Annotated in this window: 10 protein-coding genes and 1 other annotated feature; all 10 genes read left to right on the top strand. The window is 33.1% G+C overall.

Annotation, left to right across the window (positions count from 1 at the left end; translation table 11 throughout):
- Positions 1 to 32: 32 nt before the first annotated feature.
- The 10 genes from J2S15_RS12525 (at position 33) to J2S15_RS12485 (ending at position 17,004) form a co-directional block, all read left to right on the top strand.
- Positions 33 to 8,552, top strand: a complete 8,520-nt coding sequence (locus J2S15_RS12525; RefSeq protein ID WP_307408824.1) for an SdrD B-like domain-containing protein — start codon at positions 33 to 35, stop codon at positions 8,550 to 8,552.
- A gap of 171 nt (positions 8,553 to 8,723) precedes the next feature.
- Positions 8,724 to 8,962, top strand: a binding site (T-box leader).
- 237 nt (positions 8,963 to 9,199) lie between these two features.
- On the top strand, positions 9,200 to 10,345 hold the full coding sequence (locus J2S15_RS12520; protein WP_307408821.1) for a trans-sulfuration enzyme family protein: 1,146 nt from the start codon (positions 9,200 to 9,202) through the stop codon (positions 10,343 to 10,345).
- Between the two features lie 4 nt (positions 10,346 to 10,349).
- Positions 10,350 to 10,826, top strand: coding sequence for a transporter substrate-binding domain-containing protein (locus J2S15_RS20320; protein ID WP_370872533.1), 477 nt, complete (start codon positions 10,350 to 10,352; stop codon positions 10,824 to 10,826).
- 15 nt (positions 10,827 to 10,841) lie between these two features.
- Entirely contained in the window at positions 10,842 to 11,141 is a 300-nt protein-coding gene (locus tag J2S15_RS20315) for a PhnD/SsuA/transferrin family substrate-binding protein (RefSeq protein WP_370872538.1), read from the top strand.
- Between the two features lie 2 nt (positions 11,142 to 11,143).
- A complete protein-coding gene (locus tag J2S15_RS12510) occupies positions 11,144 to 11,809 on the top strand; it encodes an amino acid ABC transporter permease (protein WP_307408819.1) in 666 nt (221 codons plus the stop codon).
- Positions 11,810 to 11,819: 10 nt separating this feature from the next.
- Positions 11,820 to 12,560 carry an amino acid ABC transporter ATP-binding protein gene (locus J2S15_RS12505; RefSeq protein WP_307408817.1) on the top strand — a complete coding sequence of 247 codons (741 nt, stop codon included), beginning with the start codon at positions 11,820 to 11,822 and terminating at the stop codon, positions 12,558 to 12,560.
- A 64-nt stretch (positions 12,561 to 12,624) separates the two neighbouring features.
- The gene (locus J2S15_RS12500; RefSeq protein ID WP_307408815.1) at positions 12,625 to 13,059 is read left to right on the top strand and encodes an RrF2 family transcriptional regulator; all 435 of its coding nucleotides are present in this window, start codon (positions 12,625 to 12,627) and stop codon (positions 13,057 to 13,059) included.
- Positions 13,060 to 13,143: 84 nt separating this feature from the next.
- The gene (gene metF, locus J2S15_RS12495) at positions 13,144 to 14,034 is read left to right on the top strand and encodes a methylenetetrahydrofolate reductase [NAD(P)H] (RefSeq protein WP_307408813.1); all 891 of its coding nucleotides are present in this window, start codon (positions 13,144 to 13,146) and stop codon (positions 14,032 to 14,034) included.
- Positions 14,021 to 14,650, top strand: coding sequence for a hypothetical protein (locus J2S15_RS12490; RefSeq protein ID WP_307408811.1), 630 nt, complete (start codon positions 14,021 to 14,023; stop codon positions 14,648 to 14,650). Before metF ends, J2S15_RS12490 begins: the two co-directional genes overlap by 14 nt.
- Positions 14,641 to 17,004: a homocysteine S-methyltransferase family protein gene (locus J2S15_RS12485; protein ID WP_307408809.1), complete on the top strand. Its 2,364-nt coding sequence runs from the start codon at positions 14,641 to 14,643 to the stop codon at positions 17,002 to 17,004. The genes J2S15_RS12490 and J2S15_RS12485 overlap by 10 nt, the downstream gene beginning before the upstream one ends.
- The last annotated feature ends 9 nt before the right edge of the window (positions 17,005 to 17,013 follow it).

Here is a 17,013-nt window from a genome sequence, read left to right as displayed (position 1 = left end):
TGTCCAACTAATGTAATACAATGGAGGGCAAAATGAAAAAAAGAATAAATATTTTATGGAAAGTAACCCTTTCCTTACTTTTAGTTTTTACATCAATTGGTGTATTTAAGCAAGTACCAAGTATATTTGCGGCGGAGCAACTAGAAGTAAAAGAAGAAATTATATACAATGAAGAGAATACACAAGCTACTATCTCACTTGATTTGGAAAGTATCAGTGAGACGTACAATATTCAGGATGTTATTGATCCTGAAGGAATTAGTTTAGGAACAGGTATTGTATCTTATCTTGTAGATAAGAATGATACTTATAAATTTGATATCGTATATTTAGAAAATGGAAAAGAATATACATATGAGAAAGAAGTTATGGTAGATGATATTGTGGATATTAAAGATACGACAAATACTAATGTAACTTCACCAATTTCTATTGTGAATGATATATTCCCAAGATCATCAGTATCAGATGGTGATGTTACACTCAATATTCCTGATTATGATGAAAGTACTGGATGGCGAAATGGTTTGATTAAGAAAGTGAGTGTAGTGGTTGATTTTAAAGATTCAACTTCTGCAGACAAAGAAATAACTATTGACCTTCCAGAAGGAATGAAATATACAACTATTTATACAGCAGGAAATCCAGTAACAACAGGTGTAGATACAGCAATACTTAGTCCTTATACATCTGGAAGTGCTGAAGAAAAAGCGATTATAGGTATGACGCTTCCTAAAAAAGAAACAGATGCTACAGGAGGGTTTACTAAAATAGGATCAACGTATGGAACTCTAAAAATTAATGTTGCTAGTTCTACGGAAAAGATTACAATTGATGTTTATGTTCGTGTTGATGCAGCTAGATATTATCGAGAAATGCAAATTCCTGGAGATATTACTGCTAGTGCATCAAAAGCAGGAGTGGAGATTGGTAGTATATCTCAGTCAGTAAAAGCTGTAGGTGCGAATATTGCAACTGATGCTAATGGTTATCGAAGTGTAAATTCAAATGAAACAACAACAGTATATGCCAGTACTGATGATGAAGAAAATTATGGTGTTAGTGTACGATCATATATGCCATATGTAAATTATACTGCAGGTCTTGATTTAGAATATGGTTCAAGAACGATTTATGTTAAGGAAATGAAACAGTATGTTTATTATCCTGAGGGAACAGAATTTGCTGGGTTTTCTGCTTTGTCTACATCTTTAACTTATGAGAATGATCCAGACAACTCACGAGTTATTATAACGGGAATAAAAACTAACGGTGACCATTATGGTCAAGTGAAGTATAAAATACCAAAGGATGCTGCAACAGGAACAGTTTTTTCAAATCCTAGATATGATTATATAGAAATTGAATACTATGATGGTTATAAAGTAACGTTAACTGCAGATAATATGGGAAGAAAACATTCATCTACAGTGGTTGATATGCCAAACGAATCACTTAAGCTGACATTTAATAGATTCAGTAATACTGGAATCACTGGGATGAATAATGCAAGTGAAGACTATCATGCGTTTGCATCATTTTATGGTTTAACTAATAAAAACCAATCTAGTGTAAAAAATCAGGTTGTAGAATTTGATATAGATTCAAATTGGTTAGTATCCAGAGTAAATATTCCTTTTGATGGGACGGCTTCTGGAGATGGGATTACATCAGTGAAATATAAGACAAATAAATCTCCAGATGTATGGATTGATGCAGACTTAAGTAAATTAATAGTTTCAGGTACTCAAATTAGAATACTTACAAAGGCTAATGAAGAATTAGATGAAGATGAGTTCTTCATAGCTGTTAAGGCCGAAGTTGGTAATTTTAATTCAGGTTATAATCGTACGGTATATCAAGGTTCATCTAGTGCGACTGGAGGAACTATTGCGACTTACGGAAGACTTGCTCAAGGAACTACATCTGCAACTGTAACGATGAGTATTTACGAAAAGGGAAAAGAAGCAGAAACAAAGCAGAGCCTAGACTCAACAATTAATAATTCACGAAACGAAACAAAATATGTCTATAGTGGTGATTCCACAGTAAAATTTTATAATACAAAAGGAACTCTAATAAACTCAATTGTTGCTGGGGATACATTTTCAATAAAAGCAGAAATGAGAGTTTCTTATTATTATGCTACAACAATGACTTCTGGAAAAATGATTAATCCAGAGATTTATATTAGACAACCTGAAGGAACTACGATTGATATAGATAGTATTGTTATAAAAGGAGGAACCGTAGTTCATGATGATTGGACTATTTCGGATCCATATTATAACGATAATGGAGATATGTTTTATAAAATAACTACGAAAAATTTTGAAACCGGTTTTTGGTATGGTGAAGAACCTAAGAATGTATTTCCAACAATTCAATATAATATATCAACTAATATTACCTATACAGATTCATATAATGGACAAGATTTAGTCGCATGGGGAAAAGATGGATATGCAAATGCTGGTACATCCGGAACGTATATTATAGATACCTATGATTTTAATGGAAATGATAATCTTGTAGAAACACTATTTTCATTTAATAAAACAACTTTTGAAGTACAAAAAAATGAAAAGGTTTTAATAGATACTTATTTAACATTAAAAGGTGAAGAGCCAAAAGAACCTTATTCTGAAGGAAATGCTAATACATTAGCATACTTTACACCAGGTACAGAAGCAGATTACACTGCAAAGATAATAAATAACAGTGGAAAAGAAGCTGATAGTTTAACGATGTATATTCCAATTCCAAAAGAAGGAGAAAACTTTGGAGGAAAATTCCAAAGTTCAGCTTTCAAATGGAATATGAGACTTACAGATTTACTAGGTGAAGAAGAAGGTTTTGATATATCATATGCAACAACTGCAAATGAAAGTAACTACACTGAAGATGAGATTTATAGTGGCTCGGGAGTTAATTTAGATGAAGTGAATATGGTAAGAATCAAAACAACTGCAAAAATACCAGCAGATGTGGAACTAGAGTTCAAAGTTCCATTGATGGTAGATGAAGATATGGAATCAGCAGATGAAGGAAATAAGATAAGCACTAGAAATATTTTTAATCCTGTTTATGCTGTAGAAACAGAAGGCTATAGAGGGACTCTTGAGGGAACAAAGGTAGGAACTGAATTAGTAATAGCTGAAATTAGTGGAACTGTATTCGTGGATAAAGATGGTGATGGTTTATATAATAATGAAGATACACCTATTCAGGGACATGAAGTAAAACTATATAAGATGAATGAATCAAATGTATATGAGCCGGTTATGAAAGATTCAACACAAGTATTGACTACAACAAATGAAAATGGCGAGTACTTCTTTGATTATAATCAGGGATTAGGTTATGGAACATATGCAGTAGAGTTTGCTGAACTAGAAGGGAATTTTGAGTATACAATTAATAACACTTCAAATAGGTCTATTGATAGTGATGCTCTTCCTACAGGTGTAAATCGAGGAAAAGCAATTGGTATTGATGCTACTAAACCAGCAGCAACAACTATTGGTTGTGGATTCATTGAGTATGATCCAGATAGTGCAATGGATGTTACTTTAAGTACACCTAGTGAAAACGTAAAAGTTGGAAGTACAATAACGATTGATAGTACAATCGAACCAAGTTTCTTTGAAAATATTAAAGATGCTACAACACCATACACATGGGAGTTTGTTAGTGCAAGTGATACAAGCAAAGCAACAATAAGAAATAACAATGATGGTAGTGCAACAATTACTCCAGAACCATTGGAATCAGGAACAACAAGCGTACAAATTATACTTACAATAAAAGATATTTATGGAAATACAAAAATTAGCGATCCAATCACAATTACAATTATATCCAATACCCCTCCAACGCTTTCAGCAACACCAATGGAGAAATATGTAGGAGATACTGTAAATTGGTTATATGGCTTTAGTGCTAAAAATAATGAGACTGAAGATATTGAAATAAAACTAAGTGGTGATGATGCAAATACTACAATTAATTCAAGTAGTGTACCAACCGAACTTGGGGTTCTTACAACACCAGGAACTTATTCAGTATCATATACAGTAAGTGACAGCTATAATAACAAAGCTACAATTACTAGATTAGTGAAAGTACATGGAGTTCCAGTAATTAGTGCAAATACTCAAAGTTATGTAGTAAGTGATAGTGATATAGCAGGTAGTGTACAATCTTCAGGAAGTGCTGTATATATGCAGGCAGGAGATAATGTAGGAGATACACCAGAAGAAGAAAGCATACCAGTAACATACACAATCAGTAATGGACCATCAACTACAGACTTTAGTAAAGTTGGGTTATATAAAGTAACGTATAGTGCAATAATTGGTACTGTAACAAGAACGAAAACGGCAGATGTGCTTGTTAAATCTGAGGATATGGTAATTGAAAATGATTTAGCTATTGATGCGAATAATATTGCATTAACTCAAACAGAAGCAAAAGCATTTGATTTAGATAAAGCAATTGCGAAAGCAGATGTAAAAGCGTTTGAATACACTAGACAAAATGGAGATATTACAGGGGTTGATTCTCTTGCAGATATTACAATCAGTAGTATTGATGACATAAAAAATGTAACTGAAAAAGGTGGAGAATATAAAGTAACTTTTACTGCGACAGGAACTAGTGGAACAATCACAAAGGAAATTCTAGTTGTAGTAGAAGGAACTGAAATTCAAGAGAATGATGGGATTGTAGTAAAAGCGAAAGGAATCACATTAGCAAACACAGATACAATAGATGCTACATCTGCAAAATTAGGCGGAGAGGTAAGTGCATATCTATTAAAAGATAAAACAGCAGTCATTGAAATTGAAGTAAATGAAGCTGAACTAACGAATATCAATAATGTTGGATTATCAGGAGCAACAAAAGACTTAACATTCACCGCAAAAGATGATGGAAAGTCAGCTTCAATTGTTGTAGATGTAGTAGTAAGTCCAACTTTAGTAGGACCTACAATTACTGCAAATGCTTGTGAGCATTATGTTGGAGATACATTTAATGTATTGCATGGAGTAAGTGCAGTAGATGCAACAAATACAACGATTAAATTAGACACGAGTGAAGAAAACAAGAACACAAATGTAACACATAGTATTCCAAATGATGAAGATAAATTTACTACTGCTGGAACATATAATGTTACTATTGAAGTAACGGATCAGTTTGGCAATAGTTCGACAGCTACGAAGTTAGTAAAAGTAAATGGATTACCTGAAATAACTGCAGTTGCACAAGAATACAATGTGAGTTCATCTACAATTGATGCAGACATCATAGCTGCTGCAACAGCAAGTTATTTAAAAGCAAATGATGTAGTTGGTAATGCGATGCCTACAACTATTACAGGAGTTACATATACGGTGAGTAGTGGACCAAGTGCTGACTTTACAGAAGTAGGTCCTTATGTAGTTAAATACAGTGTAGAGAATGATGGTAAAACAGCAACGAAAGAAGTGAGTGTACTAATTACAGATGATACATCACTTACTGAAAATGATTTATCGATAAGAGGAGATAATATTGTTCTTACACAAGAGGAAGCGAAAGAATTCACTGAGGATACAGCAATAACTGCTGCGGATGTGAAAGCGTATGAATATACAAAAACAGATAATGTGATTACTGGAATTGATACACTTAGTGAAATTACAAGTAGCGATGTTACAAGTATCAAGAATGTAACTGAAGAAGGTGGAGAATACAAAGTAACCTTTACTGCGACAGGAACTAGTGGAACAATCACAAAAGAAATTCTAGTTGTAGTTGAAGGAACTGAAATTCAAGAGAATAATGGAATTGTAGTAAAAGCAAAGGGATTTACGATTGCAAATACTGAAACAGAAACAATCAATGAATCATTATCTCAAACAAAAGGAAGAGTAAGTGCATATCTACTTAAGAATGAAAATGAAGTAGATGATATCGTAACAAAAGCAGAAGAACTTGCTGCTATTAAAGCAGTAGGGTTAGCTGGTGATACGAAGCCACTTACATTTACAGCAGAAGCTTATGGAAAAACTTCTGAAATTACAATTAATGTAGTAGTTAGTCCAACTCTGCAACAGCCAACAATTACAGCAAATGACTGTGAATATTATGTTGGAGATCCAATTAATATCCTAGATGGTGTAAGTGCAGAAGATGCATTGGGTGCAAATATACCACTAGTGTTGGATGAGAGTGTTACTTATACTACAACAATTAAAGGAACATTAATTTATACAACTCCTGGAACATATACAACAGAGTATATAGTAACCGATTCATATGGAAATGCACAGACAGCATCAAGAACAACAAAGGTAAATGGATTACCTTCAATTGATGTGTATAATCAGGCTTATAATATTGATGATGCATCAATTCAAAGCCAAGTGGAAAGTGCAGCAACTGCAAGCTACTTAAAGGCTTCAGACACAGTAGGTAATACTGCTGATTTTACAGATATCACTACTAACATTGAAGTTAGATTGGTAAGCGGACCAAGTAATGATTATAGTGAAGCTGGATTATACAAAGTAGAATACAAAGTTGTTCAAGGTGGAAAAACAGAAATAAAAGTAGTAGATGTTCTAGTTATTTCACAGGGAACACAAGAGAATGATGATTTATCAATTAATGCAGAGAATATCGTATTAACACATGCGGAAGCAAAAGCAGTTACAAAAGAAGATATTGTAAATAAAGCAAACGCAGTTGCTTATGACTACACAAAAGAAAATGGAAATATTACGAAAACAGAAGAAGTAACAAGTAAGATTACTGTAAGTAACCTTGAGGATATTAAAAAGGTTGGTGAAACAGGAAATGAATTTACAGTTACTTTAGAAGTGAAACAAGGTGATCGATCTGTAAGTATGAATATTTTAGTTGTAGTAGAAGGAACTGAGATTCAAGAAGACAATGGAATTGTAGTAAAAGCAAAATCATTTGAATTAGCGAATGCAGATGCGAAAAATGCTGATATTACAAGTGTAATAAGTGATGCAACTGCAAGTGCATATGAATTAAAAACATTAGATGCAGTATCAACAATTACAACAGACACATCACAATTGGATGGTATTAAAAACAGTGGTTTACCTGGTGGAACATATCCACTTACTATTACAGCTACAAAAGACAGTGATGGTGTAAGCATTGAAGTAGAAGTTACAGTAAAACCTACAGTAATCAAACCAGATGTAACAATTAATGATGTCGAATACTATGTTGGAGATGAATTCCTTTCACTTGACGGAGTAAGCGCAACAGATGCTCATGGTGAAGAAATAACTTTATCTGAATTAAGCACAAGAAGTATTTCCAATACAGTAATCAGACATAATATGCCATTAGAAAATGGTAAATTAACAACACCTGGTACTTATCAACTTACATATGAAATCAGTGACAGATATGGAAATGTTCAAACATCAACTAGAATTGTGAAAGTCCATGGACTACCAGAAATAAATGCAGATTCACAGTTATATATGGTAAGTGATAAACAAATTCTTGAACAAGTAAAAAATGCAATTAGTGCAAGTTACTTACAGGCACAAGACACAGTTGGAGCACAACCACTAAGTGTTGACTTGACTGGTGATGTGAAGGTGGAAGTTGTATCAGGACCAAATGGTACACTTGATTTTAGTGCCATTGGTGTATATCAAATTGCTTATACAGTTACAAACATTGATGGTAAAGAAACGACAACGACAATTGATGTAATGGTACAAGGTGATGAGAGTACTTGGGATAGTACAAAATCATTACTAATTACAGGTTCTGGATTTAATCTTACACAAAAAGAAGCAAAAGATTTAACGATTGCAGAAGCAATTGTTAAAGGAGATGTAAAAGCGTTTGAAGCAGTGAGAGATGAAAATGGAAACATCATTGCTTATAATGATATTAGTAATCAGATTACTGCATACAGTGACAATATTAAATCAATTAATAAAGTTACTACTGCAGGAGGAGTCTTTGATTTGGTGTTTGAAGCAAAACAAGGTGATAAAAGTGTAAGCAAACTGGTTAAGGTAACAGTAGAAGGAACTTCTACACCTCCAGTAATTGTTACACCTGATGGATATGAGCTTGGAATAACAGCTAGGGATTTCACAATCGAATATCAAAAATCACTATTGATTGATACTAACCAAGCGATGGTATTAGCACAAGTAGAAGCATACTTGCTAAATGAAAATAAAGAGATTATAACAACAGATCAAACAATTAATATTAAAGTGAATGGAAAAGAATTGGAAGCAATACGTAATGGTGGTAAGAATGGTGGAACATACAAACTTACATTTACTGCTGAATATACAGCAAGCAATGGTGAGGTTGTTACAAATACATCAACAATTGATGTAACAGTATTAAAAGAACACCAAACCAATCCATCAGTTGCTCCAGGCAATACAACAGTAGATACTTCTGATTCAACAAACATAATGTTCTATCTTGGATTAGGATTAGTTTCAATATTGTTGTTAATGAATAGAAAAAAATTATTAAAAAGATAGGAATATAGCTTAAAAGGATAAAAGTTGGGAAGTGCTAGTTATAAAGCCTTTCCAACTTTTTCTATTTTACTAAGTTACTTCTACTATGGGCTGGAACTTAAGTGTTCAATTAACACAGATCAAAATTTGTTTGACATTTCTTTTTTACGATGGTAGTATTGTAAACAATAAATAAAGACGATGATGAAAAGAGTAACAATTAGAAATTCTTTGCAGAGAGCTCACGTATGGTGAAAGTGAGTAAGAAGAGTAGATTTGTGAACATGGTTTCGGAGTTGCATACTGAGCAGAGATGTTAGGTATTGACGTGTTCGCCCGTTAAAGCGATAGAGTATGATAGTACTCGAAGAGGTTATTGTTGTGAGATAATAGCAAAATTAGGTGGTAACACGAAGTCTTTCGTCCTATGGGATGGAAGATTTTTTTATTTATTACTTGCGTTACCAATTAAATTTCTATATAATAACAAATAACATAGATAACATATATGAATAGTATGTTATCAGAAAGAGGGGTATTCTTATGATGTGTTGTATGATGCAAAAGGAAAAATGAATATATTTAAATAGGAGCTTTTTATAGAAATCAAAAGAGATGTTTTATATTAGGCCGAGAGGTCTTTTTTTTAAAAGTGGAGGTATTATTTTATGAAATATGAAACAAAAGCAATTCATTCAGGTTTAAGTGATGATCATACAATACATGGAGTGAATGTTCCCATTCATGTATCATCAACGTTTATCCAGAAGGGATTAGATGAATTCGGTGAATATGTATACAGCAGAGGGAGTAATCCTACCAGAAAGAATGTTGAAACGATTGTAGCGGATTTAGAAGGTGCAACATATGGATTCGCAACAGCTACTGGGATGGCAGCAATATCACTGGTGTTTGGATTATTCAAAAGTGGAGATAAAGTATTAGTGAATTCAAATGTTTATGGAGGAACCTATCGTTATGTATCAGATATTCTTCCTACTCATGGAATAGAATATGAAATGGTATCAGATCTGAATAAATTAGATTTAAATACCATTGATAAAGATGTAAAAGGAATATTTGTTGAAACACCATCTAATCCTTTGTTAGATGTTACAGATTTAAGAAGACTGGCAGAGTTTACAAAGAAGAATGATATTCTTCTGATTGTAGATAACACATTCTTAACTTCTTATTTCCAAAAACCATTAGACTTGGGTGTAGATATAGTAGTATATTCTGCTACTAAATATTATGGGGGTCATTCAGATTTACTTGCTGGATTAGTAGTATTAAATGATGATGCATTAAATGAACGATTGAAATTTCTTCATAATACGTACGGAGGTGTTCTAAATCCATTTGATTCATTCTTATTGGCGAGAGGAATTAAAACACTTCCACTTCGTTTAGAAAAACATCAGGAGAACACAGAGAAATTAATTGAGTTTATTGATAAAGCAGATATTGCTGAAGCAATTTATTATCCAGGACTTAAAGGCAATGAAGGTTATGAAATTCAACGTAACCAGGCAACAGGTTCTGGTGCGGTATTCTCGATTCGTTTAAAGAAAGAATATGATATTAAGAAATTCATTAATTCATTAGAAATTTTTGCATTAGCTGTGAGTCTTGGTGGTGTAGAGTCACTGCTGTGTCATCCTGCAACTATGACTCATGAATCTTATCCGAAAGAATTATTGGATAAGTTAGGAATTGCAGATAACCTGATACGGTTTGCAATAGGAATTGAAGACGCACAAGACTTAATAGATGATTTAAAACAAGCTTTGGATAAAGCGAAAGGAAGATAAAAAGATGAAAAAAATAAAATACACGTTAGTTGCAATAGCCTTTGGTTTAGTAGTCAGTGGCTGTGCATCTGGTGATGAAGAACAAACAACATATGAAAAGATAGTAGATGATAAAGTGATTACAGTTGCTACAGAAGGAACTTATGCACCATTTTCGTATTATGAAGATGATAAATTAGTTGGTTATGATGTAGAAATTATAGAAGCTGTTGCGCAGGAGTTAGGTGTTGAAGTAAAATTTGTTGAGACAAAATGGGATGGAATTATTGCAGGTTTAGATGCAAGTAAATATGATATTGTTGCAAATCAGGTAGGAATCACTGAAGAAAGAGAAGAAAAATATTTATTTTCTACTCCATACACATATTCACAAGGTGTGATCATTGTACCAGAAGATAATACAGAAATTACTTCATTTGAAGATTTGGAAGGAAAAAAATCTGCACAGACAATTACTTCAAACTGGGCGAAGATTGCTTAAGAGTATGGTGCTGAAATAGTTGGGACAGAGGGATTTGATCAATCCGTCTCATTAGTTACACAAGGTAGAGCGGATGCAACAGTAAATGATAATGTAACATATTTGGATTATATAAAAAACAAACCAGATGCAGGAGTGAAAATCGCTGCTACATCTGATGAAGTTTCAAGAACTGCCTTTCTTATAAGAAGTGATGACAAAGACCTACAAGAAGCAATTAATGATGCTTTAAAGAAATTAGAAGACGAAGGAGTATTAAAGGAAATTTCAGAAAAATACTTTGGAAAAGATATTTCTACACAAGCAGGTGAATAAATATGGACAGTAGAGTTTTTGATATAATTGTCAGTTCATTTGGAAAGATAATTATTCCTGGATTCTTGTATACTATTCCATTAACATTGATATCATTTGCTATTGGTCTGCTAATTGCGATTGCAACAGCAACAGTTCAAGTTGCAAATATACCAGTTTTCAAAACAATAAGCAGATTCTATATTTGGGTTTTTAGAGGAACACCGTTATTAGTTCAAATATTTATTATATTTTATGGGTTACCGAATGTTGGAATACTACTTGATCCAATTCCTGCTGCCATTACAGCATTCTCATTAAATGTGGGTGCATATGCATCAGAAACAATTCGAGGATCGATTCTAGCAATTGACAGTGGTCAAAAAGAAGCAGGATTTATGGTAGGGATGAATTACTTTCAGATTATGATTCATGTAATTCTTCCCCAAGCACTGAGAAATGCTATTCCCGCACTATTTAATACGTTTATCAGTTTATTGAAAGATACTTCACTGGCTGCGAATATAACAGTCAGCGAAATGTTTATGGTGACTCAAAGAATTGTGGCAACTACTTATGAACCATTGATTCTTTATTTAGAAGTAGCATTTATTTATCTTCTATTCTGTACCGTATTAAGTAGTCTGCAGCGATTCTTAGAACGTCATTACGAAATGAAGCTTACATAGAGGTGAAGTCATGATTAAAGTAGAAAATTTACATAAAAGTTTTAATGAGAATAATGTGTTAAATGGACTTAGTATGCAAATCAAAGAAGGTACAACAATTGCGATTATAGGTCCTAGTGGAAGTGGCAAATCTACTTTTCTAAGATGTTTGAATCTATTGGAGAAACCTAACTCTGGGGTTCTTGAGATAGATGATACTTCCTATGATTTAGCGCTACTAGATAAAGCCAAAATAGCAGAGGTGCGAAAGAAGTCAGCAATGGTATTTCAAAACTATAATCTTTTTAGTAATAAGACAGTTCTAGAGAATATCACATTGGCACTTAAGGTGGTTAAGAAAATAGACAAACATGAAGCTAATCAAACGGCAGTAAAACTATTAGAAAAAGTAGGATTACTGGAGAAGAAAGATGCATATCCAGCAACATTATCAGGTGGTCAGAAACAGCGAGTGGCAATTGCCAGAGCATTGGCTTTGAAACCAGAAATTTTGTTATATGATGAGCCAACATCATCATTAGATCCAGAGTTAGTAGGTGAAGTGTTGAATGTTATCAAAGAGGTGGCAAATGAACATGTTACTTCTTTGATTGTAACTCATGAAATGCAGTTTGCCAGAGATGTGGCTGATCATGTAGTCTTTATTGAGGATGGAGAGATTGTAGAACAGGGAAGTCCTGATGTGTTATTTCAAAATCCTGAGAAAGAACGAACAAAACAATTTTTGAAAAAGTTTATAAGTATGAACTAAAACCCATATTAATTGCATAAATGAAGTTATGATTATGCTATAATAGTTGTAATTAGGAGGATCTATGAAATTTTCCACAAAGACAAAATATGGATTATCAGCAATGATATTATTAGCTGAATACTATGAATCAAAGACATTAAAATCACTTGTTTCTTTATCAGAGGAGTTAGGCATTTCTAAAATATACCTGGAACAGGTATTCTCTCAACTGAAGGGAAATGAGTTGGTAGTATCAATAAAAGGACCTAAAGGTGGTTATCGACTTTCGCGTGATGCAAAAGAAATATCTGTATTAAATATATTACAGGCAACGGAATCATCTTTATTTGATGCAGAAGAGTCTCCCTCAAATAATATAGAAATAACTTCATTTGAAATGGTGTTTCATCCATTTCAAAATCATATAGTTGAATTTTTCTCAAAGATTTCATTATATGATTTAATGGAAAAATTTGATCAGATTAATTTTAATGATAGTTTTATGTATTATTTGTAAGGATTAGCAATGCACTTTTATCGGGTAGAGGTGTCACATTTAGACAAGTCTATCCTTTTTTAAAATAAAATTAAGGAGCGTATTATGAAAATAAGTGATATTTTAAAGCAGAAAAAAACAATTTCCTTTGAGATTTTTCCACCAAAGAACAAAAGTGGAGATATCTCATCAATCTATCAGACAATTGAAGAGTTATCTCACTTGAATCCGGATTTTATAAGTGTCACTTATGGTGCTGGTGGTTCAACAGTTGGGAAAACAGTTGAAATATCGAGTGTAATAAAGAATACATATGGGATTGAAAGCGTAGCTCATTTAACCTGTATTACATCATCCAAAGAGGATGTACTGAAATACTGTAATGAGTTAAAGGAAAAGAATGTGGATAACATTCTAGCCCTAAGAGGAGATCAGCCGCTAGATAGTACAGGAGAAGTGAATTCTGATTTTGCTTATGCAAAAGATTTATCTAAATTTATTCATGAAGCGTTTCCAGATGAATTTTGTATAAGTGGTGCTTGTTATCCAGAAGTTCATCAGGAAGCAGATTGTTTTGAAAATGACTTAAAGGCATTAAAAGAGAAAGTGGATGCTGGTGCAGAATATTTAATTACTCAAATCTTTTTTGATAATAATTACTATTACCGTTTAGTAAAAGAAGCACGTAAAATAGGAATTGATGTTCCCATTTTGGCTGGAGTTATGCCAGCCTTAAATTCACAACAACTATTAAGAACAGCAAAACTATGTGGATGTACAATTCCGTATCAGTTATCTACCGAAATACAAAAGTTTTATAATCATCCAGAAGCGATGCAAGAAGTAGGGATTAATTATGCAGTCCATCAGATTATTGATTTAGTTGCCAATGGTGCAGATGGCATTCACATTTATACCATGAATCGTCCAGAAATTGCGAAAAGTATCTTTTCTAATATTCCTTCTATATTGAAGTCTTATTATGAACAAGATTAAACAACTGGCACTCAAATATCTTGGTCATACAAATCAGGAATTAACAGAATCATTTGATAACTTACTTGATGAATGTGTAAAAGAAGTTATGGAAATTGCTCAACTGAAAGTTTATTGGCAAAGATATTCATTAGAACATCCATTAAGAGTTGAAGAGTTGGACATACTGATTTCATCTGAAAGTCTGGAATTTAACTTAGAAAATTGTAAAGAGTGTATTGTGATTGCTTCAACACTAGGAGTACAGATTGATAAAAAAATAAAATATTACGCATCTTATGATATGAGTAAAGGAATTGTTTTTGATGCAGTGGCAAGTGCATATTTAGAAGTTGGGTGTGATGAGTATGAAGATAAGTATCTTCCAGAAAATAGAAGTTATCGTTATGCTCCAGGATATAGTGATATACCACTGTCGTTAAATCGCTTATTTGCGACAAGGATGAATTTATATAAACATTTAGGAATATCAATAGATCAGAATGATTTATTTATTCCAATGAAAACAATGCTTGGGATTATTGGGATTGGCAAAGTAGAAAAAACAAAAAGTTGCAAAGGATGTAGGCAACTAAATGATTGTGAGTTTCTAAGGAGGAATCAGACATGTTATTAGAACGATTGGGGAAAGAGTTACTAATATTTGATGGTGCGATGGGTACACAACTTCAGGTAGCAGGATTAAAAGGTGGAGATATTCCAGAAGAACTGAATATTACAAATCCTGAATTAATACAGGATATTCATGTGGCATATTTAAATGCAGGTGCAGATTTTATATCTACAAATACATTTGGATGTAACCCACTAAAGATGGAAGAATCAAAATATAAGTATACGCATATGATAAAGGCAGCAGTAGAAAATGCAAAGATTGCTCAACAAAAAGCAAATCGAGTAAGTGATTCCTATATTGCTCTTGATATTGGACCAATTGGACAATTACTGGAACCAGCAGGAACTCTAACATTTGATGAAGCTTATACTCTTGTAAAACAACAGGTAGAAGTTGTAAAAGATGAAGTAGATGTTGTATTACTTGAAACAATGAGTGATTTATATGAAGTAAAAGCAGCAATTCTTGCAGTTAAAGAAAATAGTGATTTACCAGTTTTTGTTACTATGACATTTGAACAAAATCGTCGTTCACTAACTGGAACAAACCCAGAAACCTTTGTGAATGTAGTTGAAGGATTAGGTGTAGATGCACTTGGTGTGAATTGTTCACTGGGACCGGAAGAATTAAAACCAATTATTGAAGAATTATTGGCAACAGCAAGCGTTCCAGTTATGATTCAACCAAATGCTGGTTTACCTACATTGGAATCTGGCGAAACGGTATATCATTTACAAGCAGATGAATTTTCAAATTATTTAATAGATGTTCTTAATGATGGTGTTGCTATTGTAGGGGGATGTTGTGGAACAACTCCAGCCTTTATAGAAGAACTAAAGAAGCTAAATGTTACAAATGTTAAGCAAAGATCAGTGGAATCACTAACAAAAGTATCAAGTCATACCCAAACAGTAACAATTACTAATAAAGTAGTTGTTTGTGGTGAGCGATTAAATCCAACTGGAAAGAAAAAATTAAAAAAAGCATTATTAGAAGAACATTATGATGAAGTATTGGTTGAAGCAATTGCTCAAGAGCAGGCAGGAGCTGATATTCTTGATGTAAATGTAGGAGTTCCAGGAATTGATGAAGTAGCTGTGATGACAAAAGTTATTAAAATGATTCAGGAAGTAATCAATTTGCCATTACAAATTGACAGTTCATCTGCAGATGCAATTGAACAAGCATGTCGTTATTATAATGGAAAGCCACTGATTAATTCAGTTAATGGTAAAGAAGAAGTAATGAGAAGTATCTTTCCAATTGTTAAAAAATATGGTGGTACTGTTATTGGATTAACCTTAGATAATGAGATTCCGTTAACTGCAGAAGAACGGGTAGATATAGCGAAACGAATTATCGAAACGGCAAAAGAATATGGTATCGATAAGAAAGATATTATTATTGACTGTCTTACCTTAACAGCATCGGCTCAGCAAAAAGAAGTGAAAGAAACCCTAAAAGCAGTAGAGATGGTAAATGCAATGGGGGTTAGTACAGTGCTTGGAGTTTCCAATGTATCATTTGGATTACCAAATCGAGCACTACTGAATCGTACATTCTTGACGTTGGCAATGAATGCTGGACTAAATCTACCAATTATTAATCCATTAGACAATGAACTGATGGGGACAATTGATGCGTTTAATGTAATCAATTATATAGATATTGATAGCGAGCATTATATTAACAAGCAATCAAATCAGAGTAAAGAACAAAAAGTAACAGCAACAAAAACAGATTTCACATTATCAGAAATTATAAAAAAAGGGTTAAAGGAAGAAGTGGTTGAAGTTTGTAAAAAAGAGTTAGAAACCAAAGAGCCATTAACTGTTGTGAATGAGATTATTATTCCTGCACTAAATATTGTAGGAGAAGAATATGAGAAAGGCATCATATTTTTACCACAATTAATTCAATCAGCCGAAACAACAAAGAAAGCTTTTGAAGTAGTACAGTCATGTTTTGAAACTGACAAGAGTCAGCAAAAGGGACCGATTGTGTTGGCTACTGTAGAAGGCGATATTCATGATATTGGTAAGAATATTGTAAAAGTTGTTTTAGAAAGTTATGGATATCAAGTAATTGACCTCGGAAAGAATGTTCCTGTGCAGACAGTTGTAGATGCCTATAAAGAACATCAGCCAAAAGCAATTGGACTAAGTGCACTGATGACAACAACGGTTCTTTCAATGAAAAAGACAATTGAAGCATTGAAAGAAGAAGGGAATGTTTGCCCAATCCTGGTGGGAGGTGCAGTGTTAACAGCAGATATAGCAAGCGATATAGGTGCTGATTATTATTGTAAAGATGCAATGGAGACGGTGCAGACATTGAATTCAATTCTTAAATAATAAATGAAA

Source organism: Breznakia pachnodae (genome assembly GCF_030814225.1).
Taxonomy (GTDB): Bacteria; Bacillota_I; Bacilli_A; order Erysipelotrichales; family Erysipelotrichaceae; genus Breznakia; species Breznakia pachnodae.
Note: the sequence above shows the minus strand (reverse complement) of the source record. Positions and strands in the feature narration are given on the sequence as shown.

Excerpts from the sequence above, each read along its gene's own strand:
- J2S15_RS12525 (WP_307408824.1), top strand. The coding sequence starts at position 33 with ATGAAAAAAAGAATAAATATTTTATGGAAAGTAACCCTTTCCTTACTT.
- J2S15_RS12520 (WP_307408821.1), top strand. The coding sequence starts at position 9,200 with ATGAAATATGAAACAAAAGCAATTCATTCAGGTTTAAGTGATGATCAT.
- J2S15_RS20320 (WP_370872533.1), top strand. The coding sequence starts at position 10,350 with ATGAAAAAAATAAAATACACGTTAGTTGCAATAGCCTTTGGTTTAGTA.
- J2S15_RS12510 (WP_307408819.1), top strand. The coding sequence starts at position 11,144 with ATGGACAGTAGAGTTTTTGATATAATTGTCAGTTCATTTGGAAAGATA.
- J2S15_RS12505 (WP_307408817.1), top strand. The coding sequence starts at position 11,820 with ATGATTAAAGTAGAAAATTTACATAAAAGTTTTAATGAGAATAATGTG.
- J2S15_RS12500 (WP_307408815.1), top strand. The coding sequence starts at position 12,625 with ATGAAATTTTCCACAAAGACAAAATATGGATTATCAGCAATGATATTA.
- metF (WP_307408813.1), top strand. The coding sequence starts at position 13,144 with ATGAAAATAAGTGATATTTTAAAGCAGAAAAAAACAATTTCCTTTGAG.
- J2S15_RS12490 (WP_307408811.1), top strand. The coding sequence starts at position 14,021 with ATGAACAAGATTAAACAACTGGCACTCAAATATCTTGGTCATACAAAT.
- J2S15_RS12485 (WP_307408809.1), top strand. The coding sequence starts at position 14,641 with ATGTTATTAGAACGATTGGGGAAAGAGTTACTAATATTTGATGGTGCG.